General features: G+C 62.3%; 27 protein-coding genes. 16 read left to right on the top strand and 11 right to left on the bottom strand.

The annotated features are described in order from the left end of the window. Nucleotides 1-17 precede the first annotated feature (17 nt). Together N3C12_04820 and N3C12_04815 are read left to right on the top strand one after the other, a co-directional pair. The gene (locus tag N3C12_04820; protein MCX8071756.1) at nt 18-1211 is read left to right on the top strand and encodes a Coenzyme F420 hydrogenase/dehydrogenase, beta subunit C-terminal domain; all 1194 of its coding nucleotides are present in this window, start codon (nt 18-20) and stop codon (nt 1209-1211) included. 15 nt (nt 1212-1226) lie between these two features. Beyond that, nucleotides 1227-2342, top strand: a complete 1116-nt coding sequence (locus N3C12_04815; GenBank protein MCX8071755.1) for a response regulator — start codon at nt 1227-1229, stop codon at nt 2340-2342. On the opposite strand, the gene N3C12_04810 is transcribed toward N3C12_04815, so the two are convergent. Next, nucleotides 2248-2766, bottom strand: coding sequence for a hypothetical protein (locus tag N3C12_04810; GenBank protein MCX8071754.1), 519 nt, complete (start codon nt 2764-2766; stop codon nt 2248-2250). The two genes, N3C12_04815 and N3C12_04810, sit on opposite strands and share 95 nt — an antisense overlap. 34 nt (nt 2767-2800) lie before the next feature. On the opposite strand from N3C12_04810, the gene N3C12_04805 reads away from it, so the two are divergent. The 4 genes from N3C12_04805 (at nt 2801) to N3C12_04790 (ending at nt 5236) form a co-directional block, all read left to right on the top strand. Continuing rightward, nucleotides 2801-3328, top strand: coding sequence for a VanZ family protein (locus N3C12_04805; GenBank protein ID MCX8071753.1), 528 nt, complete (start codon nt 2801-2803; stop codon nt 3326-3328). Nucleotides 3329-3340: 12 nt separating this feature from the next. After that, complete coding sequence (locus N3C12_04800; GenBank protein ID MCX8071752.1) at nt 3341-3988, top strand: ribonuclease HII; 648 nt, start codon at nt 3341-3343, stop codon at nt 3986-3988. Nucleotides 3989-4099: 111 nt separating this feature from the next. Continuing rightward, on the top strand, nt 4100-4720 hold the full coding sequence (locus N3C12_04795; GenBank protein ID MCX8071751.1) for an HAD family phosphatase: 621 nt from the start codon (nt 4100-4102) through the stop codon (nt 4718-4720). 60 nt (nt 4721-4780) lie between these two features. Next, nucleotides 4781-5236, top strand: a complete 456-nt coding sequence (locus tag N3C12_04790; protein ID MCX8071750.1) for a hypothetical protein — start codon at nt 4781-4783, stop codon at nt 5234-5236. 234 nt (nt 5237-5470) lie between these two features. Here the strand turns inward: N3C12_04790 and N3C12_04785 are convergent, their stop codons facing one another. Then, nucleotides 5471-6031: a DUF429 domain-containing protein gene (locus tag N3C12_04785; GenBank protein ID MCX8071749.1), complete on the bottom strand. Its 561-nt coding sequence runs from the start codon at nt 6029-6031 to the stop codon at nt 5471-5473. A 10-nt stretch (nt 6032-6041) separates the two neighbouring features. Beyond that, entirely contained in the window at nt 6042-7019 is a 978-nt protein-coding gene (locus tag N3C12_04780; protein MCX8071748.1) for a lytic murein transglycosylase, read from the bottom strand. Between the two features lie 115 nt (nt 7020-7134). On the opposite strand from N3C12_04780, the gene N3C12_04775 reads away from it, so the two are divergent. The 6 genes from N3C12_04775 (at nt 7135) to N3C12_04750 (ending at nt 14053) form a co-directional block, all read left to right on the top strand. Further along, on the top strand, nt 7135-8493 hold the full coding sequence (locus tag N3C12_04775) for a trypsin-like serine protease (protein ID MCX8071747.1): 1359 nt from the start codon (nt 7135-7137) through the stop codon (nt 8491-8493). Between the two features lie 503 nt (nt 8494-8996). Then, complete coding sequence (locus N3C12_04770) at nt 8997-9671, top strand: DedA family protein (GenBank protein ID MCX8071746.1); 675 nt, start codon at nt 8997-8999, stop codon at nt 9669-9671. A 33-nt stretch (nt 9672-9704) separates the two neighbouring features. Beyond that, a complete protein-coding gene (locus N3C12_04765; protein ID MCX8071745.1) occupies nt 9705-11120 on the top strand; it encodes an amidase in 1416 nt (471 codons plus the stop codon). A gap of 32 nt (nt 11121-11152) precedes the next feature. Beyond that, a complete protein-coding gene (locus N3C12_04760; GenBank protein MCX8071744.1) occupies nt 11153-12328 on the top strand; it encodes an NADH:flavin oxidoreductase in 1176 nt (391 codons plus the stop codon). Between the two features lie 12 nt (nt 12329-12340). Next, the gene (locus tag N3C12_04755) at nt 12341-13003 is read left to right on the top strand and encodes an HAD hydrolase-like protein (GenBank protein MCX8071743.1); all 663 of its coding nucleotides are present in this window, start codon (nt 12341-12343) and stop codon (nt 13001-13003) included. 267 nt (nt 13004-13270) lie between these two features. Then, a complete protein-coding gene (locus N3C12_04750; protein MCX8071742.1) occupies nt 13271-14053 on the top strand; it encodes an MBL fold metallo-hydrolase in 783 nt (260 codons plus the stop codon). 16 nt (nt 14054-14069) lie between these two features. Here the strand turns inward: N3C12_04750 and N3C12_04745 are convergent, their stop codons facing one another. Further along, nucleotides 14070-15176: an FAD-binding oxidoreductase gene (locus tag N3C12_04745; protein MCX8071741.1), complete on the bottom strand. Its 1107-nt coding sequence runs from the start codon at nt 15174-15176 to the stop codon at nt 14070-14072. A gap of 473 nt (nt 15177-15649) precedes the next feature. Between N3C12_04745 and N3C12_04740 the strand changes: the two genes are divergently transcribed. Beyond that, nucleotides 15650-16072 (top strand): FKBP-type peptidyl-prolyl cis-trans isomerase, encoded by a 423-nt coding sequence (locus N3C12_04740; GenBank protein ID MCX8071740.1) that lies wholly within the window; start codon nt 15650-15652, stop codon nt 16070-16072. A gap of 249 nt (nt 16073-16321) precedes the next feature. Here the strand turns inward: N3C12_04740 and N3C12_04735 are convergent, their stop codons facing one another. Continuing rightward, entirely contained in the window at nt 16322-16807 is a 486-nt protein-coding gene (locus N3C12_04735; protein ID MCX8071739.1) for a PaaI family thioesterase, read from the bottom strand. A 143-nt stretch (nt 16808-16950) separates the two neighbouring features. Between N3C12_04735 and N3C12_04730 the strand changes: the two genes are divergently transcribed. The 3 genes from N3C12_04730 to N3C12_04720 all read left to right on the top strand — a co-directional run bounded on the left by N3C12_04730 (nt 16951) and on the right by N3C12_04720 (nt 19563). Further along, entirely contained in the window at nt 16951-17223 is a 273-nt protein-coding gene (locus tag N3C12_04730; GenBank protein MCX8071738.1) for a hypothetical protein, read from the top strand. A gap of 161 nt (nt 17224-17384) precedes the next feature. Further along, nucleotides 17385-18662: a replication-associated recombination protein A gene (locus N3C12_04725; GenBank protein ID MCX8071737.1), complete on the top strand. Its 1278-nt coding sequence runs from the start codon at nt 17385-17387 to the stop codon at nt 18660-18662. Continuing rightward, nucleotides 18652-19563, top strand: coding sequence for a DUF2333 family protein (locus tag N3C12_04720; protein MCX8071736.1), 912 nt, complete (start codon nt 18652-18654; stop codon nt 19561-19563). Before N3C12_04725 ends, N3C12_04720 begins: the two co-directional genes overlap by 11 nt. 586 nt (nt 19564-20149) lie before the next feature. Here the strand turns inward: N3C12_04720 and N3C12_04715 are convergent. The 6 genes from N3C12_04715 to N3C12_04690 form a co-directional block, all read right to left on the bottom strand. After that, complete coding sequence (locus N3C12_04715) at nt 20150-21523, bottom strand: AarF/ABC1/UbiB kinase family protein (protein ID MCX8071735.1); 1374 nt, start codon at nt 21521-21523, stop codon at nt 20150-20152. A 126-nt stretch (nt 21524-21649) separates the two neighbouring features. After that, nucleotides 21650-22333, bottom strand: coding sequence for a DUF1614 domain-containing protein (locus N3C12_04710; GenBank protein ID MCX8071734.1), 684 nt, complete (start codon nt 22331-22333; stop codon nt 21650-21652). 7 nt (nt 22334-22340) lie between these two features. Further along, the gene (locus tag N3C12_04705) at nt 22341-22946 is read right to left on the bottom strand and encodes a glutathione S-transferase family protein (protein MCX8071733.1); all 606 of its coding nucleotides are present in this window, start codon (nt 22944-22946) and stop codon (nt 22341-22343) included. 166 nt (nt 22947-23112) lie between these two features. Beyond that, on the bottom strand, nt 23113-23682 hold the full coding sequence (locus N3C12_04700; GenBank protein MCX8071732.1) for a hypothetical protein: 570 nt from the start codon (nt 23680-23682) through the stop codon (nt 23113-23115). A 2-nt stretch (nt 23683-23684) separates the two neighbouring features. Continuing rightward, complete coding sequence (locus N3C12_04695; GenBank protein ID MCX8071731.1) at nt 23685-24356, bottom strand: hypothetical protein; 672 nt, start codon at nt 24354-24356, stop codon at nt 23685-23687. A gap of 48 nt (nt 24357-24404) precedes the next feature. After that, nucleotides 24405-25385: a hypothetical protein gene (locus N3C12_04690; GenBank protein ID MCX8071730.1), complete on the bottom strand. Its 981-nt coding sequence runs from the start codon at nt 25383-25385 to the stop codon at nt 24405-24407.

Here is a 25385-nt window from a genome sequence, read left to right as displayed (position 1 = left end):
CGAAGCTCCGCTTTGCGATGCACGCCACATTTAAGCAAATGATGAACGAAGTCGTCGCTTATGGGAGCTGCTGCGAGTGCGGCAGTTGCGTGCTGGTCTGCCCCCATAATGTCATCGACTACGTGGACGGGAAACCGAAGCAAGTGGCCAAAGCCACGCTGCCATTCGACTACTGCGGAATCAGCGAGGGCATCGGGTGCGACTGCTGCGCCCAAGTCTGCCCGCGCTTGGGCGAGCGCGAACACCATCTCGTTTCCAAGGCCTTCCCTGATGACGGCGAGGTCCACCGCGACGTGTTCGGGCCGTACCGCCACATCGTAGCCGCGCGGAGCACGCTGCCGGAGGTGCTCGAGCGCTGCGAGGACGGTGGCGTGGTCACGACCTTGTTGGTGTGGGGCTTACGGAGCGGCCGCTTCGATGGCGCCGTTGTATCGGCAACCGATGCGACCAAGCCCTGCGCCCCGTATCCCAAGGCAATCACCACGCCCGAAGAAGCGGTAGCAGCGGCAAGCTCCTGGTACACGTACTGTCCGAACAACCTCGCCTTAGCCGATGCCGAGAAGCTCGGGCTGCAACGGGTGGCGTTTGTCGGTGTGCCTTGTCAAATCACTCCGGTGCGCAAAATGCAGCTTGTCGACCCAAGCTTCCTCGACAATGGGCGCAAAAAGGACAAGATCATCGAAAAGCAGCGACACTTCCTCAAAGGATTCGGTGAGCGGGTGGCGTTGAACATTGGGCTCCTGTGCAGCGAAGTGTTCGATTTTCGCGAGCTCATGCTGGAGACCATCGAAGGCAAGTTGGGGATTCCCCTATCGGAGGTTCGCCAATTCAATGTGAAGGGCAAGATCCAGATCTTCAAAAAGAACGGCGAACTCGTCGAATATCCGCTGCGTGCCGCGCAAGAATCCGCCCGCCCCGAGTGCCACCACTGTGCCGACTTCTCTGCAGAACTTGCTGACATTTCGTGTGGCGGTGTGGGGGCCACGGGGTGGACGATCACGATTGTGCGCACCCCGTTGGGCGAAGAGGTGTTCTCTACCCTCGAGCGCGAAGGCTTGGTTACGACTCGCTCCATGAACGAATTCGAGAACTCCATGAAGGTGCTGCGCCGCTTGGCCAAGAAGCAGCGGCAGCGCGTCCCAGTGCCGCCCGGTCGCAGCGAGAGCTGGATTCGCCCCCCGGAGTTTGCGGCGCCCAAGCCGCAATCCTAAGGTTACTCTGTCTCAATGGCCGACACAGCGCGCCCCCCGAAGTTCCCTCCTCACTACCTCGAGCAGTTGATCGAAAGCTCGCCCGACATCGTGATTGCCGTGGATCGCAGCGGCACCATCGTTTTTTACAACGATGGTGCCGAAAAGGTGCTCGGCTATACCGCGGCGGAAATTCTCGGTGAGAAGGTCACCAAGGTCTACCCGTCGATGGCCGAAGCACGGCGGGTCATGGCCGCCATGCGGAGCGACGAATACGGCGGCCCTGGCAAGCTGAAGAACTTCGAAACCACCTTTGTCGATCGCTGGGGAGAACAAATCCCAGTGGCGATCTCCGGGGCGATCCTGTGCGACGAAGCCGGGTTCGAGATCGGCTCCATTGGCTTTGCCAAAGACCTGCGGGACATCCGCCGGAAGGACCGCCTTGCCACCCTCGGTGAAGTCGCCGTGGCCGTGTGCCATGAGATCAACAACCCACTCGAAGCGATCGTGAATCAAGTCGAGTTGCTCGGGCAGTTTGTGCGGGAAGCAGCCTCGGACGAACGTGCCGTGGTCGAAGAAGAACGCATCGAGGCCGTGCGGCGGGAGATTGCCAAGATCCAAAACGCCGTCAATCGCTTGGTGGAGCTCGCCCAGGGGGAGGCTTACCAAACGCGCGAGTATCATGGCGGCGTGCAAATGACCGACCTCGAGTGGACAACAAAAGCGCGCAAGTCGATCGCCTCACCCCTCAAGGGTCTGCGCGTGCTGGTAGTGGATGACGATGTCGGCGTGTGCCATTCGCTGCGCGATTTACTGCGGCAAGAAGGCTGCGAAGTGATCGAGGCACATGACGGGCTCGACGCGTTGCGCGTGCTCGACGTGACCCCGGTGGACATCGTCATTAGCGACGTCGTCATGCCAGACTTGGATGGATACGACCTCTACATGGAGGTCCGTCGCCGCGGCTCTACCCCGGTGATTTTGATGACCGGTTACTACTACGATCGCGATCACGTGATCAAACGCAGCCGCCTCCAGGGATTACAGGGCGTGTTGTTCAAGAAGCCGGTCGATCCAGAGCGGTTGAAGCGCCTGATCTTGGAGTTGACACGGCCCCGGCAGGAGAACGAGCGCGCGGCGCCCGCGGCGTAGCCGTAGGCTTGGGCATCGTTGGGGTGCGCGTGGGGGTTGCCGCGGGTGCCACCCACAAGGTGACCTCGCCCTGAGACGTGTTGAACACCGCATGTTCGCCGCCGACGCGAACCACTAATCCAAGACCTGGAATTTCCTCACCTTGGCGGAACAACCCGTGGCGCCCGTCGGGTAGTTCGACCACAGCGTAAAGCTGCCCAGCGTTTTCCGCCACCCCGGCGAGGCGATATCCCCGCGGCATCTCGGGCGTGATGCCCGTCACGATCCTCGTGGGCGATGCTGTCGCCGTCGGGACGACAACGGCGGGTGTCGCCAGGGGATGGGAAGCGGGGCTTGCCCGGAACCAGCCGGCAAGCCACAGTAGCGCGGCTACAATGAGCGCCGTGAGCATGCCGGCCAAGAAGGCCCAAACCCGCTGATCCATTCTCTTCCCCTATCGCCTTATGAATGTACCTGCCATGCAGCCGCCGCCAGAGTCCACGCCGAGCATGGTTTACCACTGGCTCCACTGGTTACGATACTGGGCGGTCGTGGGCCTATGGATGGCCTGCATCTCAGCGCTTTCTACTGACCCCTTCTCGGCACAGAACACCCATCGATACATCGATCCGGTGTTGCGCTGGCTGTTTCCTGACCTTAGCCCGCGTGGATTTGTGTTGGCTCACACAGTGATCCGAAAGACAGCCCATTTCGTTGAGTTTTTCATCTTGGGCTTATTGGTGTACTGGGCCACCCGGCGCGGCCGCGCGCCGCGTTGGCGCTTAAGCTGGAGCTTGCAGGCGGTCACCTTCTCCGGAGTGTGGGCGTTGCTCGATGAGTTGCACCAAGCCTTCGTGATCACGCGCACGGCCTCTCTTTGGGACAGCGCCATCGACACCCTCGGCGCTGCGGCGGGCCAAGCCGCCATTTATTTCCGGAGTCGGTACGGACGGAAGGGGCGCCGCAATCACGGTGCTCGCTTGGCTTCCCCTCCCCCATGTGATTAAACCCGCGCCGCTGTGGGCGCGGAGCGACGAAGGCGGCGGATGCGCGAGCTCTTGCAAGTTGAGCGCTCCCTGTGGGCGCAAGGGGTGCAGCTTGTGGGCGGGTGCGACGAGGTGGGCGTGGGCCCGCTTGCCGGTCCGGTCGTGGCTGCCGTCGTGGTGATCCCCCCTGAGATCGAACTCGAAGGAGTGAACGACTCAAAGCTCTTGACCCCCCTGCAACGCGAGCGCTTGGCGGATTCGCTCGAACGGCTCGCCCTGGCGGTGGGCATTGGTATCGTGGAAGCGGAGGAAGTCGATCGCATGAACGTGTTGCGGGCGAGCTTGGAGGCCATGCGCCGAGCCGTGCGAGCGACAAGGGTAAAGCCAGAACACTTGCTGGTCGACGCCCGCACGGTGCCCGACATCGACATTCCCCAAACTGCAATTGTTGACGGCGACGCCATTAGCTATGCCGTGGCAGCCGCGAGCATCGTGGCTAAGGTGAAGCGCGACGCGATTATGCGGCAGTGGCACGAAACCTACCCCCAGTACGGCTTCGCACGCAACATGGGCTACGGCACCCCGGAACATTTGCGTGCTCTCGCACAGTACGGCCCCTGCCCGCTCCACCGGCGCTCCTTCGCTCCCGTACGGCAGCTTGGTTTGTTCCAAAGCAAGTGAGCGGCAGGCAAGAAGATCGCCGAGGGCTGCGGGTGTAACACCGATTGCTCGGCTCTGGCGCAGGGTGTCGCCGTGGCGCAGCGGCCGGCTCCTCGCTAGCTAGCTCCGCGCATGGAATTTCGCGCAGTGATTTTTGACATCGGTGGAGTGGTCGTGGGCTCACCACTACAGGCTATTGCCGCATTCGAACGGAGCCACGGCATTCCGCCGGGCTGGATCAACTTCCACATTGCCGGCAGCGGGGAACACGGGGCTTGGGCACGCTTGGAGCGCGGTGAGGTGAGTTTGCAAGAATTTATTCCCCTCTTCGAGCAAGAGTGCCGTGCGGCGGGGCAAACTCTGGACGCGACGGCATTGATGCTCGCAGTGCAAGCCGCCACCGTGCCACGCCCGGAAATGATTCGCGCCATCGAGGTGATTCGTGCGAACGGTTTGCGCACCGGAGCAATCACCAACAACTGGCGGGACGAAGCGGAAACTCAACGGCCGCTGGTCGCGCTGTTCGATGCTTTTATCGAGTCAGCACGGTTGGGCTTGCGCAAGCCAGACCCACGCATTTTCACCTACGCCTGCGAGCAACTCCAGGTGGCCCCGCCCCAGGCGGTGTTTTTGGACGACATCGGCCGTAACCTGAAAACCGCTCGGGCACTGGGGATGGCCACGATCAAAGTCGAAGAACCCACCGCCGCATTGAGCGAGCTCGAGCGCTTGTTAGGCTTCGCCTTGCGATAAGCGGGGACGTTGAGTTTTTTCTTCAGACGGCGCATAAGGCTCTGCCGGGAGGTAATGCGTATGGCCGTCACGGTAAAACAAGTCACCTTGTGGCGTAAAGAAGCGCAGCACGCTCCTGGGGTACTGGCCGAAGTTCTGGAGCCGCTCGCCGCCAGCGGTGCGAATTTGCGCGTAGTAATGGGCTATGCCCTTGGGGATACTGGCCGCGCAGCAATCGAGGTGTTCCCTGTGAGCGGCAAGAAAAGCACGACCGCGGCATCGCAAGCCGGGCTCGCTCCCGCACAGGTGAGCGCCCTGTTTGTCGAGGGGGATGACCGTCCTGGCCTCGGTGCCGCGATGGCGCGAGCGATTGCCAACGCGGGCGTAAACATCGAGTTCCTGGTGGCGCAAACGGTAGGGAAAAAGTTTTCCGCTGTATTCGGCTTCCGTAGCCCCGAGGATGCTCGAAGCGCGGCCAAGGCAATCAAAGCCGCAGCAAAGCCTGCTCGGCCGACGAAAGCACGTGCAAAACGTTGAGCGGCCCTAGCAGCGCGCGATCGGCGGTGCAGTCTGCCCACTAGCACATGCCTTACATTTCTTCGGGCTCGTTGCGGCGCTGCGAGTCTTCGCTCCGGGTCCGCAGGGGGCAGGACCCGAGCCTCAACCACTGGGCTGTTTCCGTTTCATCCCGAGCGCAGAGGTGCCTTCGTGGCGGGCGCCAGCAGTCGGCACTTGAAGCCAAACGAGCACACAGCCCAGCGCAGGAGGTCGTCAGACCCAAATCAGCCCTTCGCTGGGCTCTCCAAACGCGCGCGCTTCTCCTCGAAGATGCCGCCAACCGCTCCACCACGCCAGGGCAGCATCGACTTCGTGCCACGATGTCACCGGTTCGGCAGCCGTGCATGGGAGGACCCGCGCACAGCGCGCCAGATACTCGGGCGGAGAGGCGCTGCGGTAGCCGGCGATGCCCTGCTCTTCGAGTAGCCGCGCGGCGGCGTGCGGGTACACTTCGTACACCGGCAACGTGATCCGCCGACAGAGGCGCATGGCCCGCGCCGTAAGCCCACCGAGGAACATGGGGGACATGGCCGACAGGTCACGGTCACAGCACCGGTAGAGGAAATCGGTCCCTCGTTCGAAGTAGGCCGCGGGCAGGCTCAGCGGGGCGTCGATATAGACGGCCTGGGGTTGGCTCTTACGCAGGAACGCTTCCAGGAATTCGTCGGCATCCTGTTTCTGCGGGACGCGCAAGAACCGCAGTTGCGAGCCGACATCGAAGCAAATCACCGTGGTACCCGCCCACCGAGCTCCGAAGTCGACACCTGCAATCATCGCTAGGGCTTTAACGCGGCCGGGCGCGGTGCGCCCGCGGTGACTTTGCTTGCTTCCGTTTGCTCGACGCTCGCGAGGTTGCCGCGAGAGTTTGCGACGGTTGCGGTCGTGCCTCGGGCTGCAGGCGACGGTGGAGGGCCAGCAACGTGTCCCCGTAGCTGCGCGAGCGATTGTAGTGCCACAGGGCTTGTCGCTGCTCGTCTGAGGTTGCTCCCATCGTCCAGCCGTGGGCTCGCAAATATTCCGCCGCCGAGAGTGCTGCATCCGCCGGGTCGAACAAATCCACGCGACCGTCGCTATTCCCGTCGCGCCCAAACCGGAGCACGCTGCTCGGGAGGAACTGCGGCCAACCAAGGGCGCCTGCCGTCGAGCCGCGCAGCTCCAAAGGGTCCACCCGCCAGCGTCGCGCCAACTCCAAGGTGGCGCGGACTTCAGGGTAAAAGGTGTCTTCGAGATACCGGGCTCTGGACGCGAGCTTTGCGGCAAGATCGTCTGCTGCCCGTCGCGGTCCGTCCAGCCAGAGCGCAAGGTTCCAGCGCAGGTTGTTCGGCTCACCGGCCATCGCCAAGCGCGCCAAACGGAATAGGATCCGATGTCCGCCGGTGTTCTGGCCACAGCGACTCTCTACATGGAGGAGCGATACCAGCAGCGTTCCTGGCACGCCGGTCCGGCGTTCAGCCGCCTCAATTTCTGCTCGATACGTGTACCAACACTGGCGCAATTGGGCGACGCTTTGTGGGCGCAAAAACCCACGGTACAATCCCGCGGGTTCTGGCCGGCGCTCCGGGGCAAATTCCAGCTTCTGGAAGGGCGGCATGCGGGGATCGGTGAAAATCGCTTCGATCTCGCTGCGCGGTTCCCCGTCACGAATCAGGCGCTCGAGCAGATAGTCCCAACCACCCCGCGCACGCGCGGGGCACGGTGTGGTGAAGATCTGCAGCCCTGCGAGCACGCAAACAAACAGCCGAAGCGTTGGCGTGTTCCCCATGCTACCAACCAAATCGTTTCCAGTGTGGCATACTGTGTCTGAGCAAATCAGTACCCGCAAGCTAGCAAAAAGGATCTCGACTTTGCCTGTACATTCCCGCACCGTAACTCGATCGATGCGAATTCGGTTTTTTGCGTTCTTCTTGGTTGCTCTCGTGGCCAGCCGCGGCGATGGGCTGCCAAAGCCCCGGGTTGTGAACGGCTCCGCCACTTTTGCCCAGCCTGCGGTTGCGATGCTAGCGTTTTACGCCGATGCCGGGCACAGCGACTTAACGAGCTTGTGCTCCGGCACTTTGGTTGGTTGCCACTCCGTGGTCACGGCTGCGCACTGCTTATGCCCGGAAAACAGCGACAATTTCGCGGAGTGCCAAAGCCAGGGGATCGCCGACCCGCGGACGATTCTGGTGTTCCTGCCGAACGTCGGTGTGCTTACCGTCGAGGCCGTGGCGGTACACCCGAACTACGAGTTCGGCGCTGGTTACGACGTCGGTCTGTTACGATTGGCGGAGCCGGCGGACGGCGTGCCGCCTTTGAGCTTGGCGAGAGCGAAGCCTGCACCCGATTCGGCAGGCACCGTTGTGGGTTATGGAACCACCCGCGCCGGTTTTCGCAGCGTCGATGATACCGGAATCAAACGCGAGGGCCCGGTGGTCTTTGGCGCGTGTCCGGCGGACGTTCCCGCCGATCTGCACGTGTGCTGGTCTTTTACCGGCACGGGCTCCAACACCTGCTCCGGCGACTCCGGAGGTGCCGTGATGGCAAAAGAGGACGGCAGCGAGGTGCTCGTGGGAGTGGTGTCTGGCGGCTCAACGGTCGACTGCCTCGCACCGGATCAGTCTTTCGCCACCGATGTGACAACCGTACGCAACTGGATCGAGGGGACAGCCGGAGAGGATGTGGGTGTTACGTGCAACACCGTTGGGCACGTTGACGACGGACGAACGCTAGTGCGCACGTTCTCAGCGAGTTTAAGCGTTGCTAACCCACGGGTTCAGGAGCAGATCGAAATCGACACGCAAGCGGCTGAGTTGCGAGTGTCTTTCAATGGGCAAACTGGAAGTAATTCGGGTTTTCTAAACCAAGACAACGACTTCGACTTACTAGTCGGCCACACCGAGGGCAACAACATTACCTGGGTGTGCCGCGATGAACGGCCGGAAAATTGGGGCGCGTGCCGCATCGAGCGTCCTCAGCCTGGTCTTTGGACCATCGAACTCCGCCGCATTGCGGGAACCGGCCCGGCGCAAGTTACGGCCACGGTGTTTCGGGCTACCTCTCCATGCGCGGGTGATTGCAACGGTGATGCGACGGTAGAGATCAGCGAAATCGTCACTGCTGTGAATATTGCCTTGGGTGCCGAAGGTGGAGATCTTTGTCCGGCGGCGGACGACGACGGCGACGGAGCGGTAACGGTGGACGAGATCATCCTAGCGGTGAACGGCGCGCTGAACGGGTGCAGCACCAGCATCCCGTGAATGAAACTGCTCCCTCACCCGATCTCCCACTCCACTGGCGGGCGAGCGGGAGATTTTTGTTCGCACGAGCATCTGATTACCTCGACTGCGGTCGCTCCGCGATATGTAGCCCCCGGCGGCGTGAGTAGCGAGTTGCGAGTGGTTGGGGGCGCATGGTGAATAGAAGGCGAGTAGCGAGTGCTGCCGGGGAATTGGCAAAAAGGGGATTGTACGGGCGACCGGCAGTCGCCCTTGGGTAGGGAACATTTGCAACCAGCGGCAAGCTGGGAAAGCGGGCTGCTGGCCAAACGCGAATGTCAGTAGGTTGCCTTCCTCTCGGCAAACCGCATCTCCCACGGCTGACCGCCCGCCCCGCGGAACTGGAGCTCACCCGCGACACTTGAGGCTACGATCCACCAGGCACTCGTCGCCGTCACGTTGCCACCGGTGTTTCCCGTGTGTTACAGGCCCACAACTGGTGCCGGGCGGCGCCGTTAGGTGTTTGGGAGAAGGAGCATTAGCGTATGACCGAGTACCTCCAGCAAGGCATCGACATATTTTTACACCTGGATGCCCACTTGAACTCCCTAGCTGCGCAGCTCGGGCCTGCGCTGTATGCTTTGCTCTTTCTCATTATCTTCTGTGAAACGGGTTTGGTGGTGACTCCTTTCTTGCCGGGGGACTCGCTTCTCTTCGCCGTGGGTGCGCTCGCCGCCGTGCAAGGGGCGGTCATTGACGTGCATACGGTGGCCGTGCTGCTCATCATTGCCGGCGTGTTGGGGGACGCAGCAAACTACAGTATCGGTGCCTATGTCGGCCCGGCGGTTTTCAAGAGCGAAACCTCACGCTGGCTGAACAAGCAGCACTTGCAACGCACACACGATTTTTATGAGCGCCACGGTGGCAAGACCATCATTTTGGCACGCTTCATTCCCATCATCCGCACTTTTGCGCCGTTTGTCGCTGGCATCGGCCGCATGGGGTATCCGCGCTTTGCGGCTTACAACATCATCGGTGCGATCTTGTGGGTGTGCAGCTTTGTGTACGCCGGCTACCTGTTCGGCAACGTGCCCGTAGTTAAACGGAATTTTCACTTCGTCATTGTCGCGATCATTGTGATTTCCCTCATGCCACCAGCGATCGAATATTTGCGCAGCCGGCGTGAAGCGCGCCTGGCCGCGCGGCCAGTGGTGGACTGAGGTCGCACACTCCGAGCCGTGGAGGAGAGCGGGATGACGCTGGAGCCCCTCAAATGGTCCCTTGTCGAATTATGCGCCGCGCTGCGGCGCGGAGAGTTTTCGCCGCGCGACTTGTTGCGCTGGACGTGGGACCGTATCGATGCCACGCACGAGAAACTCAATGCGGTCGTGGCGCGATTCGATTTCGACCGTTTGGATGAACAAGCGCGCCACGCAGAGGAGCGCCTACGCAGAGGAGAAGCAAGGCCTCTGGAAGGGATTCCGTTAGGGGTGAAGGATTTGGAGGACGTTGCCGGCTTACCGACAACTTATGGCTCCCTCCCCTTTCGCGGCAATGTTGCGCAGCGCGACTCGGTGCAAGTGGAGCGGTTGAAACGCGCAGGCGCGATCGTGGTGGGGAAAACCAACGCTCCGGAGTTCGGTTACACGGCCATCACGAAAAATTTGGTTTACGGCGTCACCCGCTCGCCTTGGAACCTGGAGCGCACGCCGGGTGGTTCCAGCGGTGGATCCGCAGCCGCACTGGCGGGATGTGTGCTCCCGCTGGTCACTGCCAGCGACGGGGGTGGGTCCATCCGCATCCCCGCAAGTTTTACCGGCTGCTTCGGCCTCAAGGTTTCGTTTGGCCGCGTGCCGCGTGGCCCCTCGGAGTATTGGGAGTACCAAGACACGGCGGTGTACGGCCCACTGACAAAAACGGTAGAAGACGCCGCTTTGTTTCTCGATCAAGTAGTCGGTCCCTCCCCGTGGGACCCCAATAGTTTGCCCCACCCTGGGATTTCTTATTTCGAGTGCGTGCGCGGCGAGCTCCCGCGCGGGCTGCGCATCGCCTTTTCTCCCGATCTCGGTTACGCGGTGGTGCAATCCGACATCGCCGCCGCGGTGGAGGACGGCGTGCGGGTATTCGAGCAGCTCGGCCACCGGGTGGAACGCATCCATGGCGGGCCCCCGCAGCTCGGGCGCGAGTGGGCCGTGCTTGGCGCCTTCGAACTCGCCGCTCATCTTCATCACTTGATTGCGGACAAGGAGAAGGACTTTGGCCGCACATTTTTGAGCGGCGTCAAACTCGGTTGGGAAATGCGGCCGGAAACGTGGGGCGAGGCAGCCAAGCTGCGCCAGCAGCTCAATGCGTGGTGCGCCGAGTTGTTTTCGGAGTTCGATGCCTTGGTCACCCCCACCGTTCCCTACGACCCGCCGCCCGCTGGCGGACCATTCCCTCAAGAAACCGAGGGGCGCCCGCAAATTATCGCGGGCGTGGCCTCGTTCACGATTCCGTTCAACCTTTCGTGGCATCCGGCGGCCACCGTGCGGATCGGCCTTTCACGCGCCGGGCTGCCGATGGGGATGCAAATTGTCGGGCCGCGCCATCGTGACGACTTGGTGTTGCAGCTCGCCCGTGCGTTCGAGCGCGAGCGCCCGTGGCATCCGACTTGGCCCGATCGGTTCTGACGGTGAGCGTGGTTAGTCCTACAACATCCACGATCGATCCGTTTGCACCCGGTCAGCTCGGTCCCCTCACGTTGAAAAATCGCTTCATCAAGGCGGCGACATTCGAAGGGCGCGCCCGTGGCGGGGTGGTGACCGATGCCCTGGTGAGCTTCCATCGCGCGTTTGCCGAAGGCGGCGTGGCGATGACCACATTGGCTTACTGCGCGGTGAGCGACGATGGCCGTGGAGCACCGAACGAAATCGTCGTGCACCGCCAAAGCCTGTCTGGCCTCCGCCACTTTGTGGAGGAGATGCACCGTGCAGGCGCCGCCGTGTCCATTCAACTTGGGCACGCGGGTCCGGTGGGCGTCACCGTGGGACAAGGTCTGGCACCGTCGCGCCGTTGGGTGGGGCGCGCCTTACGCTTTTTGCGACAAGCCAGCGAGGAGGACTTGCGTCGCATCATCGGCGACTTTGGCGAAGCCGCAACCGTGGCACGCGAGGCGGGCTTCGATGCGATCGAATTGCACTTCGGTCACGGCTACCTGGTCAGCGCATTCTTGAGCCCGCGTTTGAATCAGCGGCGCGACGCCTGGGGTGGGGGCTTGGAAAAACGGGCACGACTGGCGCGAGAAATTGCTGCGGCAGTGCGCACGCGTGTGGGCAGCACCGTCGCCGTTACTGCGAAACTCAACATGACCGATGGCGTGCGGGGCGGCCTGACGGTCGAGGACAGCATTGCTGTGGCCCGTCTCCTAGAAGCGGACGGCCACCTCGATGGTTTGGAACTCACCGGTGGCAGTTCGTTCGAAAATCCTATGTTTCTTTTCCGTGGCGACGTACCGCTTGCGGAAATGGCGGCGGCGTTTCCACCGTGGCTGCGTTTGCCATTTCGCTTGCTCGGGCGCCGCTTTCTGCGTACTTATCCATTCGAGGAGTTGTTCTTCCTGCCTCTCGCACGACGCTTTCGGGCAGAGCTCAAAATGCCGTTGATTCTCCTCGGCGGCATCAATCGTTTGGCGAGTGCCCGCAGCGCGCTGCAGGAAGGTTTCGAGTTCGTCGCGCTCGGGCGCGCGCTGCTCCGCGAACCGAACTTGATCGCGCGTTGGGCTCGTGGCGACAAACGCGACGGAGCTTGCATTCACTGCAACAAGTGCATGGCCACGATTTACCGTGGCACGCACTGCGTGCTCGTTGATCCGAGCGAGCGGCCCGGCTTTCCTCTCTGACGGTGCTGCAGAATGGCCGGGCACGCCCGCTGGAACCACGTTATCTTCGACCTCGACGGCACCCTGGTCGACACGGTCGGAGACATCGCCGCTGCTCTGAACTACGCTCTTGGTTGCTTTGGTTTCCCCCAGTACACGATCAAGGAAGTGCGCCAAATGGTTGGCGAAGGAGCGCGGCGGCTGGTGGAGCAGGCGCTTGCTGGCAGGGGTGGCGATGAACCTGAGGTCGAACGTGTTCTAGCCGTGTTTCTCGCGGAGTACCGGGCTCACCCGGTCGACCGTAGCCGCGCCTATCCTGGCGTAGAGGAACTCCTGCGCGGACTGCGCGAGGCGGGTGTGGTGGCTACGGTGCTCACCAATAAACCCGCGGGTCTCAGCGAGGAGATTTTGAGCCGTTTGGGTTTGCGGCCGTTCATTGCTGCCTTATGCGGGGGAGACACGCTGCCGCAACGAAAGCCTGATCCGAGCGGTGTGTTTTTCCTGTGCACTACAGTGGGCGTGCCGCCCCCGCGCACGTTGCTCGTGGGCGACGCGGGGATCGACCGCGCCACCGCCGCCACCGCTGGTGTGGCGTTCTGCGGGGCGCTGTGGGGCTATCGGAGCCACGAAGTTGCCAGCGCTGAGCTCACCGTCGCACGGTCCCTCGAGGTGTTGCCGCTCGTGCTCGCGAGCTGACTGCTGCACGCTAAACTGCCGAGTGTGGTGCACGGTTCTCTTGTGCGGCGTCTCTCCAGGCTGGCTGGGATTGGGTTTGGGGTTGTGCTTACAGTGACGGCCGTGGCTCAAGCTGGCGCCCCTCGTTGCGGTAAAGAATTCTGCAACAGCACGGGCCCGCGTCCGTTCCCAGGCGTGGGGGAAATGCTCAGCTTCTTTGCCCGCAAGGCCTGGACTTCGCTTAACCCCCGCAGGGGCGGGGCGCCCTGGGTGCCGTACGATCGCAACATGATTGCACACAACCCGAGTGTGACTTGGATCGGCCATTCAACGTTTCTCGTGCGTATGGAGGGAGTGACTTTTCTCACCGATCCCATTTTCTCCTCGCGGGCAAGCCCGGTGTCCTTTGCCGGACCACGCCGCCTGCAACCTCCAGGGATTCCGCTCAAGGAGCTACCGCCGGTCGACTTCGTCACCATCTCCCACGACCACTACGACCACGCCGACCTGCCCACGTGGAAGGAGCTGGCACGGCGCAACGTGTTGTTCCTCGTGCCGCTGAACATGGGGGAGTTGGTCCATAGCCTGGGAGGGCGGTTCGTGGCCCTGGATTGGTGGCAATCCGTCGAGGTCAAGAACGTGCGCGTGCACTGCGTGCCCGCACAGCATTTTTCCGGGCGCGGCCTCACCGATCAACACCGCCGGTTGTGGGCAGGCTGGGTAGTGGAGGGGAAGCACCGGAAGTTTTATCACGCCGGGGATACGGGTTACTTTCCGGGGTTCAAGGAGATCGGAGAGCGACTCGGTCCCATCGATCTGGCGGCCGTCCCCATCGGCGCCTACGATCCTCCGTCGATCATGCGCTTTGTGCACATGAACCCAGAGGAAGCGGTGCAAGCGGCGCGCGACCTGGATGCACGGCGCGTTCTCGCGATGCACTGGGGCACGTTCGATTTGACCGACGAGCCATTGGAGGAGCCACCCCAGCGTTTTCGTGCAGCTGCAGTCCGCCTCGGTTACCGTGCGGAAGACGCATGGGTACTGGCGGTGGGCGAAACGCGCCGCTGGTAACCTCGGGCAATGGGTTTCACCGGAGCAAGCGCTCTGGCCGAAACCAGGAGAGTTCGTCCGCTGCTTCACCGAGCACAGCGCTTGCCGCAAGCCGTCCCACTGCCGCGCTCGTGGTCATACCGTGTCCGCCGAGGCCCGCAACCCAAACAAAGCCGCCGATCGCCGGGTCGGGTCCGATGACGAAGCGCTCGTCCGCAGCGAACGTGCGCAAGCAGGCCCATGCGGAAACCAGGGCCAATTCAGCCAAGCGTGGAAAAGCACGGGTGAGTTTTTCCGCGAGAAGCACCTTCGCAGAATCGTCGATCGCTGGTTCTGCTGCTGGGTGCGGAGTGGCATCGCACGGGCTCAGCAAAAGCCCCGCACCTTCGGGCCGGAAGTAGGTATCGACGTCGGCATGCCAAACGAAAGGCCATTGCGAATTGATGGGCGTAGATGTCTGCCCGAGAAACAAATGCCGTCGCCGCGGTTCCAGTGTGGGCATCGGCGAGCCTGCCAGCCTGGCGACTTCACTAGCCCACGCGCCTGCAGCATCCACAAGAACACCGCATCCCCACGAACCCGCCCGGGTGTGCACGGCCACAACGCGGTTGTGGCGGACCTCGATCCGTTCGACCGGTGCGTTGTAGACGATCTCCGCTCCAAAACTGCGAGCTTCACGCAAGTAGACCTGCAGCAAAGCGTGGATGTCGACCACGCCATCATCCGCACTCCACAACGCCCCGCAGATCTCCGCGCCCTCGAGTACCGGAACAGCGGCAACCGCAGCGTTCCGATCCCACCACGCGAACCCCATGCCCTTCGTTCGAGCCATGGCTTGCAGGCGCGCGGCTGTGGAGGATTCCCCTGCGACCAACAGCGAGCCACAAGGGCGGAAAATGCTCCGACCGGCCAGCGCGCTGGCCTCTTCGCGAATGAAGGCGAGTCCGGCTCGCGCCAGCGCAGCCGCCTCCGGCTCATCGATGGACGTAAAGCCGAGAGCCGCGTTGCGTCCTGAGGCGTGGTAGCCCGGGATGGCTTCACGTTCCAACACGACCACGCGCCGCACACCGCGACGAGTTAAGTGAAATGCAGTGGCAGCGCCGGCAAAACCGGCGCCGACAATCACAACGTCTACAGAGTGCATCGCTCCAGCAATCCTGTTGCTTCGCGCCAGAGGGCAAAAGATCGAAGGTGAGGGTCCATGCGCTTACGGAGTTTCTTGGCGTCAACTTGTTTACCCTTGGTCGCGGTGGATTGCACGCACACGGAAGCCAAGGTGGCGGTGGGAGCGGTTCGCGAGAGAACCACAGGACGGTGATGAAGACGGTGCTCCAACAAAGCGCCCGAGCCGTCCGGAAAGCAGCGCGCCGCCTTTGGCGGCGCAGTGGCGGCCAAGAGCATTGCTGAATGGAACCAGCAGTATTGCAGTGGTTCTGGTTACCTGCGCTCTCGCTTATTGACACCAGCTACCCGTTCTGATTGGGTGGGGGCCCCAGGAAAAATTTCCGGGGCAAGCCAGTTGGTTCCTCAGGGGTGGCCGTCGCCCCTTAGGACGAAGCAGCATAACGGCCGTGGGCGCGACACGCAGTTCGCGCGGAAGTCAGCAAGGAGGAACCAATGGGTATCCACGCAGGAAATCGCGTTGCGATTGAGTACACGTTGCGGCTCGAAGATGGGAGCATCATCGAGAGCAACGTGGGTGAAGAGGCATTCGAGTACACGCAGGGGAACGAAGAAATCATTCCTGGACTGGAGCAGGGTCTCGAGGGGCTCGAGGAAGGCGACGTCAAAGAAATCCGCATCCCGCCGGAACTCGCATACGGCGAGGTGCTGCCCGAAGCGTTCTACGAGGTGGACAAGAATCTCGTGCCGCCGGCGGCGCGAGTGGTTGGTACCGAACTCGTGGCACGCGATGCGAACGGCCGGGAGCGCCACGTGCGCGTACACGAGGTGCACGACGAAACCATCGTGATCGATGCCAACCATCCCTTGGCAGGAAAAACCCTGATTTTCGACGTTCGCGTGCTGTCCGTGCGTTAGGCTGCGTACCCGGCGCGCTATGCCCCTGACAACAGCGAGGGGTGCAACGGCCGGTTGTTTGCGCTCCCCTGTTGCTTACGGTCGCAGGAGAGCCGAGCAGCAACCGCACGCAGTGCTGCTTCTAGTCGCAGCACTTGGCCGGTGTTGTCGTTCGGCGGAGTTGGTGCCGCGCCTACTGATCGGCCTCGAGTGCGAGGTGCAGCGCGGCTTGCTCCGTGAGTTGTTTGCCAATCTCACCACACGGCAATTTCAGCCGTCGCCGAGCGGGCGATCCAGGGGCATCTCGCGAATGAGGGTGAAGGCGAAGACAGCGAGCGTGTCTTCGGGATCGTAAAAGCGGGTCTCCACCGCGCGGGTGCGCCCGCGCGCTTTGACGAGCTTGCTTTCGACCAAAAACTGCGGGCCAACGATGGGTTCGAAGTAATCGAGTCGCATACTCGTGGTGGCCAGCCAAGTTTTCCAGCCGTCGCGCGGTTGCCCAGCACGCACGGTGAGGAGGGCGATCAGATCGACGTAAGTTGGGGTGAAGCCGCCAAAGAGTTGCCCGCGCGGATTTTTCACGTGCGCAGGCAAGTGAGCACGCACGCGCAGCAGCCCAGGGGCTTCTTCTAGCAGTTCCCAGCGGTATGCCTCGAGAAAGTCTCCTGCCGGATGCCCGCGGCCAATGAGGCGGCCTGGCTCCCTCTGGAGCCAAGGACGCGGAAACGGTGGCGTGCTGGAATTTGCTTCTCCCATGGACTGCTTTTGCTATATGCAGGGCTCACGGGTACTGCAACTCGATTGCCATCTCGAGGCGGCTAGGGCAGGAACGGTGGCGGCTGTCGAGGCCAACGCAGTGCGCCGGTCAGTAACAGAATGAAGGGAGGAGTTCGAAAGCCATGGCAGACGACTTTGAACTACCACGATTAGAACCGAAGCCGGAAGACGAGAAGTTGGCCTTGCAGCTCAAGCACCTCGCTGAAGATGCCATCTTGCGCGGCAAGCCGAACGGCGAGGAACGCTGCCGCAATTGTTATTACTACCTGAACCCTGACGAGGACATTTCCTACTGTTGGCACCCGAAGCTTCGCATCCTGGTGGGGGAGAATTGGTGGTGCCAATGGTGGGAGCCGCTCGAGGAGGCGGAGCAAGCGTCGGCCGCCGGTAAGTAAACCACGTCCGCAGTTTGACCAGATGGCGGGTTGCGGCGCGCTGGCGGAGCTGTGCTAGGCTCCCGGCCATGCCGAAACGAAAGCCGGCCGGTGCCGAGGCCGATCTCTTTGCGCGTCAGGGCAGTGTGGCTCGCCAAGAACATGCCCCACTGGCCGAGCGCATGCGGCCGCGCTCTTTGCAGGAGTTCGTGGGCCAGCAGCACTTGCTCGGCAGCGGGCGGTTTCTTGCCGAGCTTGTGCAAAGTGGCCAGCTCCCGTCGTTGATTTTGTGGGGCCCGCCCGGTTGCGGGAAGACGACCCTCGCGCTGCTCCTGTCGCAGCACGTACGAGCCGACTTTGTGCAATTCTCCGCAGTGCTGTCGGGGGTGAAGGAGTTGCGGGCAATCATCGACCGGGCACGCGAAAACCAGCGCTTGTACGGTCGGCAAACGGTGCTGTTTGTGGACGAGATCCACCGCTTTAACAAAGCCCAACAAGATGCATTCTTGCCCTACGTTGAAGACGGCACCATCACCCTCATTGGCGCGACGACCGAAAACCCGTCGTTCGAAATCATCGCCCCCTTGCTATCGCGCTGCCGCGTGCTCGTGCTCGAGCCTTTGAGTGGCGCAGATATCAAAATTTTGTTGCGCCGTGCCCTGGGGGACAGAGCGCGCGGCCTCGGCGACCGTGGCCTCTCGCTCGCGCCCGAAGCCCTCGATTTCATCGCGGAGCAAGCGCACGGTGACGCACGTGTTGCGTACAACGTCTTGGAATCCGCGGCCGAACTGGCCAAGGTGCGCGGCCTAAAGACGATCGACCTCGCACTCGCTGAGGAAGCTGCCCAGCATCGCGCCCTCCTGTACGACAAAGCGGGCGAGGAGCACTACAACGTCATTTCCGCATTCATCAAAAGCTTGCGGGGGAGCGATCCGGATGCGGCTGTGTACTGGATGATGCGCATGCTGGAGGCTGGGGAAGATCCGTTGTTCATTGCCCGCCGCATGGTGATTTTTGCGGCTGAGGATATTGGCAACGCCGATCCACGCGCGTTGCTGCTCGCGGTTGCAGCGAAAGAAGCGGTGCACTTTGTCGGGCTGCCAGAGGGGCGCATTCCCCTGGCGCAAGCGGCTACATTTTTGGCCACCGCACCGAAGTCGAACGCCGCCTACCGGGCCATGCTGGCCGCCAGCGCAGATGTGCGAGAGCACGGGCCCCTGCCGGTGCCGCTGCACTTGCGCAATGCCCCCACGCAGTTGATGCGCGACTTGGGTTACGGTCGAGGTTACGAGTACGCCCACGACCTTCCCGAACATTTTACCGATCAGCCGCATCTTCCTGACTTGCTGCGCGATCGCACGTACTACCTTCCCAGCGACCAAGGCGAAGAGAAACTCATTGCCGAGCGTTTGGCAGGCTGGCGGGAGCGACGGAGAAAGAGGGCAAAGAATGGCGAGTAAACGGGGTCAGGTGGCAGTTCCGATCCTCATTGGCGTGGCGGCCATCCTACTCGTGGTCGTCCTGCCGTTGTTGCTGCACTTCGGGCAGAAGCGGCATAACCGTTTGTCGTTCAACGTCGAGCAACAATTTCCTGCCGATCGCAGCATCGTCAGCGGCGAAGTATTCGCGACAACCGTGGCGGCGTTGGTGCGGCACGAACTCGAGGGTTGGACCGGTTGGCGTCCGAACGATTTTGTCCTGTGGGGGCCAGCCCTGTGGGCCGACAACAATGCGAATCGCCAACTTGGGATCTTGCAGGCCGTACGCGAGAGCATGCGCGTGTTCAAGGATCACCTCACCAAGGTGTCGAGCGATCAGTTCGATCCCAATCTCGTGCGGGCGGACACTGCCTTCCGTAACGAACTCACCAAGTTCTGGTTCCCCTCGGCAGAGTCCAAGTTGCGCGAAGGCGTACGCGCTCTGGAAGCGTATGTGGACGGGCTCCACGCGACACCACCGCGCTCCCGCCCGATTAACTTGCGCAACGTCGAGCTAATTCGCCTATTCCAGGCGTGGACCGATTTGCTTGGCGACGCGCACGCCCGTTTGTACCGGGCCGACGTCGGGCTTTTCCACACCGACGACGAGTTTTACTTCGCCCAAGGCGTCGCTCACTCGCTGCACTACTTGGTCTTGGCCGTAGGGCGCGAGTACCGTGAAGCCTTTGCCGGTCGGACGGTGCTCGTCACCTTGCTCAACGAAGTCGCCGAGCCTCTCGGACGAGCGGCCACACTCAAACCTTTGCTGGTGCTCGATGGGGCACCTGATGGGCTGTGCGCCAATCACCGGCGCAATCTCGATGCGTTCATCACCGAAGCCCGGCAGAAAATGTACTCCATCCGCGAGGAGCTGGAAAAATAAAGCCAGGCTGCGCCCCGGCCAGTCCGTTGTGCAACCGGCTACTCTGACCTTCTCCTTTTCTCGCCGTCTGGCTTCGTTGCTCCCTGCGTGTCGGCGCGCCCTGCTTTCCAACCCAGCGCGCAACCACAGCGCCGCAACGGAAAGGCGAGTGGTTGCAACTTGGGGACGACGCCTGCGTCGCCCGCGCTGCCGCTCCGCTTGCAAGGGGGCTGCAATGGAAGGCGAGTGGCGACTGGTCGGGGCGACCAGTCGGTTGCCGGTGTTGCCGTCGTGATACGGCTCTAGCGCCACGGGTCGCGATTGAGACCCAACGCCAGGGCGAGAACGTCGGCAACCCTGCACCGCCCGCTCGGCCCCACCGCGGTTGGCCACCTCATGGCGCCGCCCTGGTGCAGCGGCGCAAACCCTGGCCGAGGCGCTTTGCCGAACCCGGTCATCTCGTCGTCGTTTGCGCACGCACCCCACGTGCGTTTCGTCTACGCGGCAAGATATCGGAAGGACGCGAAACGCGGCTTCGCCCGTCGCACCACCGCCGGCGTCGCGACGTTGGGGCAACTGCCCAGTTCCGCCTCGCCGACCCCGGCGCTCACACCTGCAGGCCGCTCGTGAGGTGCGGCATCATGACTTGCAGTAAATCAATTTCCGCATTGAGCTGTTTGCCGATGCCGCTCAGCAAGCCCATCACTCGCAGCACAAGGAGAATATCGGAGGGCGCTTCCACGATCGGGTTCTCGCGCAGTACGCGCACGAGATTTTCGCGAATCGCTTCGACGAGCTCACGCTCGGCGTAGGCTTTACCGCTGCGCGCCACCTGGCCGAGGAACGCGTCGCCCAAGGCGAGCAAGGTGCCGGGATCGTCGTTTTTCGTGCGGAACCCGAGCATTCGAAACGCATCCACGGCGGCCGTGCGATTTTGCATGAGGATGGCGGCGGCAAGCTGCACTAGGCCGACCTGGAAGTTCGCTGGCAGGGTTTTCGCCAGGCCGAAGTCCAGCAGGACAATGCGAGGGCCTGGTTGAACCAGGATGTTTCCCGGGTGCGGGTCGGCGTGAAAAAAGCCGTCGCGCAAAATTTGTTGGCAAAACACATCGCTGAGCAGCCGGGCCACAGCGTTGCGGTCGATACCCGCGCGGTCGAGCTCCTGCACCTGCGTGACTTTGATGCCTTCGACATACTCGAGCACGAGCACGCGCCGAGTGCTGTATTCCCAAACCACCCGGGGCACGATGACGTCGCTGCGGTGGGCTAGATTTCTGCCGATGCGCTCGGCATTCCGCGCTTCGTTCTGGAAATCCAACTCGAGCGGTACATGGTGCTGAATTTCGCGCAGGATGATGCGGAGGTCGAAGTTCCGTTCGAGCCGCGCCAGCACGCCGAACAGGAAACGGAGATTGGCGAGATCGGCTTCGACGAGGTGCGCAATTTCTGGATATTGGATCTTGAGGACGACGTCCCGACCGTCGCGCAAGCGGGCGCGATGCACTTGCGCGAGGGAGGCCGCAGCGAGTGGCTTCGGGTCCCAATCGGCAAAGACTTCACCCAGCGGCCGTTTGAGTTCCCGCTCCACCAGGGGAGCGAGAACGTCGGCAAAGGAGCGCGGTGGGACACGATCTTGCAATTGCGAGAGAGTCTCGATGTATTCATGCGGAAGGATATCGGCACGCGTGCCCAGGAATTGGCAGGCTTTAATGAGTAAGCCCTCGAGCCGCACGGCGGTGTGGTAGATCGACTGAGCGGCGGTGGCATGCTGCCGCCGATAGAGCCACCGCACGCGCTCCGAGCCGAGCAACTTCTCGACTACCTGGATCGTTTTGTAACCCGCGTAAATTTGCCCGACGGTGCCCGCAACCACAGCAAAACGCCGGCTGCGTCGCTGCGGGGCCCGTCGCAGGCCAGTAGGAGGCGAATCGTTTGCAGGGACTCGGGGTTTGGACCCCACGGCTTCTGTAAGCTCGAGCATCACCGCTGCTCCTTACCGCATGCAGCTGCCAAGGCAACACTGGACACCCCAAGGCATCCGATTGGCCGTTGGCCTCAAGATTGGACGAGAACGAGGCAGCCGTCAGCGCTCCGCCGTAGCGACCCCTTATGCCAGCAACACGGCCAAGATTCCGGTGAGAAAGATGCCGTCAAACGTTCCCGCGCCTCCGATGGAAGCGATGGGAGCGCCCAGGCCGGCCACTTTGCGCAGGTTGAGCAAGTCCGCCCCGATCAGCGTTCCGAGCGTGCCGGAGATGTACGCAATTGCTGGCTCGTGTTCACGTGACAGGAGAATCCCCACCACCGCGGCAAGCACTGGCGGCACGAGCATGGGCATCGCGATCCCCAACCCAGGAATCGGTCGCGCGAGGCGATGGACCACCGCGCTCACCACGGCCGTGCCAACGGCGGCAGCCAGCAGCTCACCGGTTTGCGCGAGTAAGTACAGCGACAAGAGTACAGGCACGACGGCGCCACCGACGTTTACAGCGATCACCGTCTGCGGCACGATGGCTCGTGGCACGACGTACGTGACGCCGAAACGCCGAATGGTGACGGCCTCGATCATGCGCTCTCCTGCCGGAACTCGCGCCACGGGAATATTCAAGTAACTGCCCAGCAGCGAGAGCAGAAGCAGGGAGAACAGGTGCTCTGGCGGAACACCGAGCTTCTCGTAAGCGATCGAGATGAGCCCGATTTGCAGCAGCGCCAGCAGGAGAAAGACGATGAGGAAAAATGCCAGGACGAAGGGCAAGGCGAGAGGGAAAAATAAGAGACTGCTGCGCTGCATCGGTTGTTCAGTCCGCTTGGGCTTTTTGGCAAGCCGGCCGCTCGAGCAGTCGCTGTACGTATGCTGCCAGCGTGGGCTGGTCGCCGAGCAAGCCCATCAACTGAGCCCACACGAGGGTGGAGCCGATCATAATATCGGCCGCAGAAAACTTGTTGCCCACAAGGAACTGTTTCCCCTCCAGGGCATCGCTGAGTACGCGGGCGACTTCCCGGAACTTCTCCTGTCCTTCCTGCAGTGCCTTGGGGGAGCGCTCGCTTTCAGGCAGGTTCATCGTGTGTTGAAAGATCTGGATGAGCGGCGGCTCCAACGTGGCGACGGCATAGACCATCCACTGGTAATACAGTCCCCGCTCTTGCGTTCCCGGAGCAGGCGCCAGGCCTTTATCCGCAAATTTGTCCGCCAAGTACATGCAAATTGCGCTCGACTCCATGAGTGCGAGATTACCGTCGACGAGTGCCGGCACCGTGCCGTGGGGGTGGATGGCGAGGTACTCGGGGCGTTTATGTTCCTTTTGACCGAGGTCGAGCCGCACGAGTTCATAGGGCACGCCCAATTCCTCGAGAAGCCAGCGAGGCCGAACCGATCGCGTTCGCGGTGCATGGTAAAGTTTGATCATCGCGTCCCTCCGCAACGAATTTGCAGATGATTGTGCCTGAAGGTGTGCGCAACGTCGATAGGGCCCAAGAAGGAAGCGACGCCGCATGCAACGCACGAACGGATCCCAAAGTTCGGGCCAAGCGTCCTGTGAGGGTGGCCTGCCAGCCACCCTCACAGGATGCCTAACTAGGCGTGCGCGTCGCTCGGGGAGTGCGCGTGGGAGTCGGCGTGGGCGGCAACGGCGTGTGCGTTGCGGTCGGCGCCGGCCCACAGGAGGCGAGCGCGAATGTGCACGCTGGAGAGCATCCCAGTGGCCCACCGCTCAGTCCAAACGCCGCACAACTAGGTTGCTGGCAGGGGTTGACGAACACCGGGCCTGAGGGAGCGCGCGGGCAATCATTGTTGTCGCGGCACGGGTGCAGTTCCGGCAAACGATCGAGACAAAAACTGCCGAGGTTGATGCCGTCGCAAGTCTCCGGCTGTTGTGCAGCGAAGCTCGCTACAAAGCCGTCACCACAGCGCGCCACAACGCAGGTGCTCAAGCAGTCATCGTCGTCCGCGAGATTGCCGTCGTCACATTGTTCGCCAGGATCCAGCACCCCGTTGCCACACAGCGCAAAGCCCCGGGTACCATCGCCATTGCCACACCCAGAGCCGAGCGAGGTCACGGCCAGCGCCGCCACAAGGAACGCGAGGCACAGGAAGGCTTTACCGAACCGTGGGCCGTGGGGAGAGGGCTCGTGCAGACGCATGGTCACTCCAAGTCCAAAACCACCTGGCAGGAGACTCCCTCGACGTCGAACCCTCCGCCGTCCGAGGCTTGACGGACAACGCAGGTAAATTCGTCCTCGGTTGGCGCGGCAACACCCACGCAGTCAAACATGACCTCCAAGAGCGGCCCGGCGGCAATTTGCCCCACTGTAAGATAGGACGCCCGCAAGGTACTCGCGGGCCCGCCATCGGACTCAATGACCTGCACATCGAAGAAGCCGCCCGCATCGCTGACATCGATCACGCGCTCGTCGATTTCGCCGGTCGGCAGATCAGCACGATCGCTGGGGTAGCTCAATTCGAGAGTCAGACCCGCAAGGCTTGGGACTTCGTTTGCGTCAAAGTTCACAACAATGGTCGCAATCGCGTTCGTGCAATACGCTTGCTGAGGGCAGCCGGTGAGGGCGTGGTTCACTCCGGCGATGATTTCCTCGATGGTGATCTCGCCGTCGCCGTTGCCGTCACCGGCTGTACAGGTACTCAGGGGCTGTGCGCCTAGGGCGATGTTCACCATTGTGACCAACTCATCGATCGTCACTTCTTGGTCCCGGTTGCAGTCTCCTACACAGGCAAATGTGGCACCGGCTGTTAGGGAAGCGAAGATGCTTGCTGCAACCATTGGAAGCGCAACTCGGCGTAAGCTTTCTCGTTTCATTGGTTTCCTCCTTGCTATTCTGCCTCACCTCGTTGGTGTCGTGCGTGGTCACGGTAAGGCGACGGAGCAGGTCACTCCGGCCACCGGCTGGAAGCTGACGTCGTTCGCCTCGAGAACCCGACACCGGTAAGCAGAGGCGGGCGGCGCTGTGGCATCACGACAACGGTCAAACTGAATGCGGAACAGTTGCGTGCCGCTAATCGCCCGTGTGCCTGCCAGGCCCACGCGTAACGCGTAATCGAAGTCAAAAACCGTTGTCAGGAATCCGCTGGGGCGACTGAGCACGCGGGCTCCAACGCTGCTGTCGTCTCCGGTGCCTGGAATTTGCACGGTCCCGTCCGGGTACTCGACGAGGACAGCAACTGAGGCAAGGCCGCGCGGGCTTGCGAACTGGACAGACACTTCGACCCGCTCGCCGGAGGGAGAACAAGTCACGATTGTGCAATCGGCTGGGCAAGTGTCGTTAGGAGGAGACGTGATCGCGTTGCCGTCGTCACAAGTCTCAGGCGGCTCGACGACCCCGTTCCCGCATACAGCCGGGGCTACCGTGAAGGTCGGTGTTGCCGTTGGTGTGGTCGACGGGGTTGCCGTTGCTTCGGGCGAGGTGGGCGAGGGCGTCTGCGTGCTCGTCGGTTGGACAGTGGGAGTTGGCGTGGCCTCCGAGGTGTAAGTGGGCAGCGGCGTGAATGTGGAAGAAGCGGTCGGCGTGGGTGTTTGCGTCACCGCAGCGGTGGGCGTCGGAGGGCAGCCGTTGGCGAAGGTGAGGATGGCGTCGATGGCGATGAGCAGGTCACCGACTTCGAGCCGTGTGTTCCCGTTAAGATCGCCGGCAGCGCACGCCCGCGGAACAGCGGTACAGCCCATGGGCTCTCCATCACAACGCAAAATCAGCGCGACCAAGCGGGTGAGGTCCGCGGCAGTGAGCGCTCCATCCGCATTGCAGTCTCCCGGGCACGCGGCGAAGAGCGGCGCGCGCCAGGTCAGGAAAGCGACCAACAGCAAGAGTGGGATTCGCATTTCGCCGAGCAT

The sequence above is a fragment of the Candidatus Binatia bacterium genome, from assembly GCA_026415395.1.
Taxonomy (GTDB): Bacteria; Desulfobacterota; Binatia; order HRBIN30; family HRBIN30; genus HRBIN30.
This window is presented reverse-complemented; position numbering and strand designations above follow the sequence as displayed.

Bases quoted from the DNA above. Each gene is read 5' to 3' on its own strand.
- N3C12_04820 (MCX8071756.1), top strand. From the start codon at position 18: ATGCACGCCACATTTAAGCAAATGATGAACGAAGTCGTCGCTTATGGG.
- N3C12_04815 (MCX8071755.1), top strand. From the start codon at position 1,227: ATGGCCGACACAGCGCGCCCCCCGAAGTTCCCTCCTCACTACCTCGAG.
- N3C12_04810 (MCX8071754.1), bottom strand. From the start codon at position 2,766: ATGGATCAGCGGGTTTGGGCCTTCTTGGCCGGCATGCTCACGGCGCTC.
- N3C12_04805 (MCX8071753.1), top strand. From the start codon at position 2,801: ATGCAGCCGCCGCCAGAGTCCACGCCGAGCATGGTTTACCACTGGCTC.
- N3C12_04795 (MCX8071751.1), top strand. From the start codon at position 4,100: ATGGAATTTCGCGCAGTGATTTTTGACATCGGTGGAGTGGTCGTGGGC.
- N3C12_04790 (MCX8071750.1), top strand. From the start codon at position 4,781: ATGGCCGTCACGGTAAAACAAGTCACCTTGTGGCGTAAAGAAGCGCAG.
- N3C12_04785 (MCX8071749.1), bottom strand. From the start codon at position 6,031: ATGATTGCAGGTGTCGACTTCGGAGCTCGGTGGGCGGGTACCACGGTG.
- N3C12_04780 (MCX8071748.1), bottom strand. From the start codon at position 7,019: ATGGGGAACACGCCAACGCTTCGGCTGTTTGTTTGCGTGCTCGCAGGG.
- N3C12_04775 (MCX8071747.1), top strand. From the start codon at position 7,135: ATGCGAATTCGGTTTTTTGCGTTCTTCTTGGTTGCTCTCGTGGCCAGC.
- N3C12_04770 (MCX8071746.1), top strand. From the start codon at position 8,997: ATGACCGAGTACCTCCAGCAAGGCATCGACATATTTTTACACCTGGAT.
- N3C12_04765 (MCX8071745.1), top strand. From the start codon at position 9,705: ATGACGCTGGAGCCCCTCAAATGGTCCCTTGTCGAATTATGCGCCGCG.
- N3C12_04755 (MCX8071743.1), top strand. From the start codon at position 12,341: ATGGCCGGGCACGCCCGCTGGAACCACGTTATCTTCGACCTCGACGGC.
- N3C12_04750 (MCX8071742.1), top strand. From the start codon at position 13,271: ATGATTGCACACAACCCGAGTGTGACTTGGATCGGCCATTCAACGTTT.
- N3C12_04745 (MCX8071741.1), bottom strand. From the start codon at position 15,176: ATGCACTCTGTAGACGTTGTGATTGTCGGCGCCGGTTTTGCCGGCGCT.
- N3C12_04740 (MCX8071740.1), top strand. From the start codon at position 15,650: ATGGGTATCCACGCAGGAAATCGCGTTGCGATTGAGTACACGTTGCGG.
- N3C12_04735 (MCX8071739.1), bottom strand. From the start codon at position 16,807: ATGGGAGAAGCAAATTCCAGCACGCCACCGTTTCCGCGTCCTTGGCTC.
- N3C12_04730 (MCX8071738.1), top strand. From the start codon at position 16,951: ATGGCAGACGACTTTGAACTACCACGATTAGAACCGAAGCCGGAAGAC.
- N3C12_04725 (MCX8071737.1), top strand. From the start codon at position 17,385: ATGCGGCCGCGCTCTTTGCAGGAGTTCGTGGGCCAGCAGCACTTGCTC.
- N3C12_04720 (MCX8071736.1), top strand. From the start codon at position 18,652: ATGGCGAGTAAACGGGGTCAGGTGGCAGTTCCGATCCTCATTGGCGTG.
- N3C12_04715 (MCX8071735.1), bottom strand. From the start codon at position 21,523: ATGCTCGAGCTTACAGAAGCCGTGGGGTCCAAACCCCGAGTCCCTGCA.
- N3C12_04710 (MCX8071734.1), bottom strand. From the start codon at position 22,333: ATGCAGCGCAGCAGTCTCTTATTTTTCCCTCTCGCCTTGCCCTTCGTC.
- N3C12_04700 (MCX8071732.1), bottom strand. From the start codon at position 23,682: ATGCGTCTGCACGAGCCCTCTCCCCACGGCCCACGGTTCGGTAAAGCC.
- N3C12_04695 (MCX8071731.1), bottom strand. From the start codon at position 24,356: ATGAAACGAGAAAGCTTACGCCGAGTTGCGCTTCCAATGGTTGCAGCA.
- N3C12_04690 (MCX8071730.1), bottom strand. From the start codon at position 25,385: ATGCTCGGCGAAATGCGAATCCCACTCTTGCTGTTGGTCGCTTTCCTG.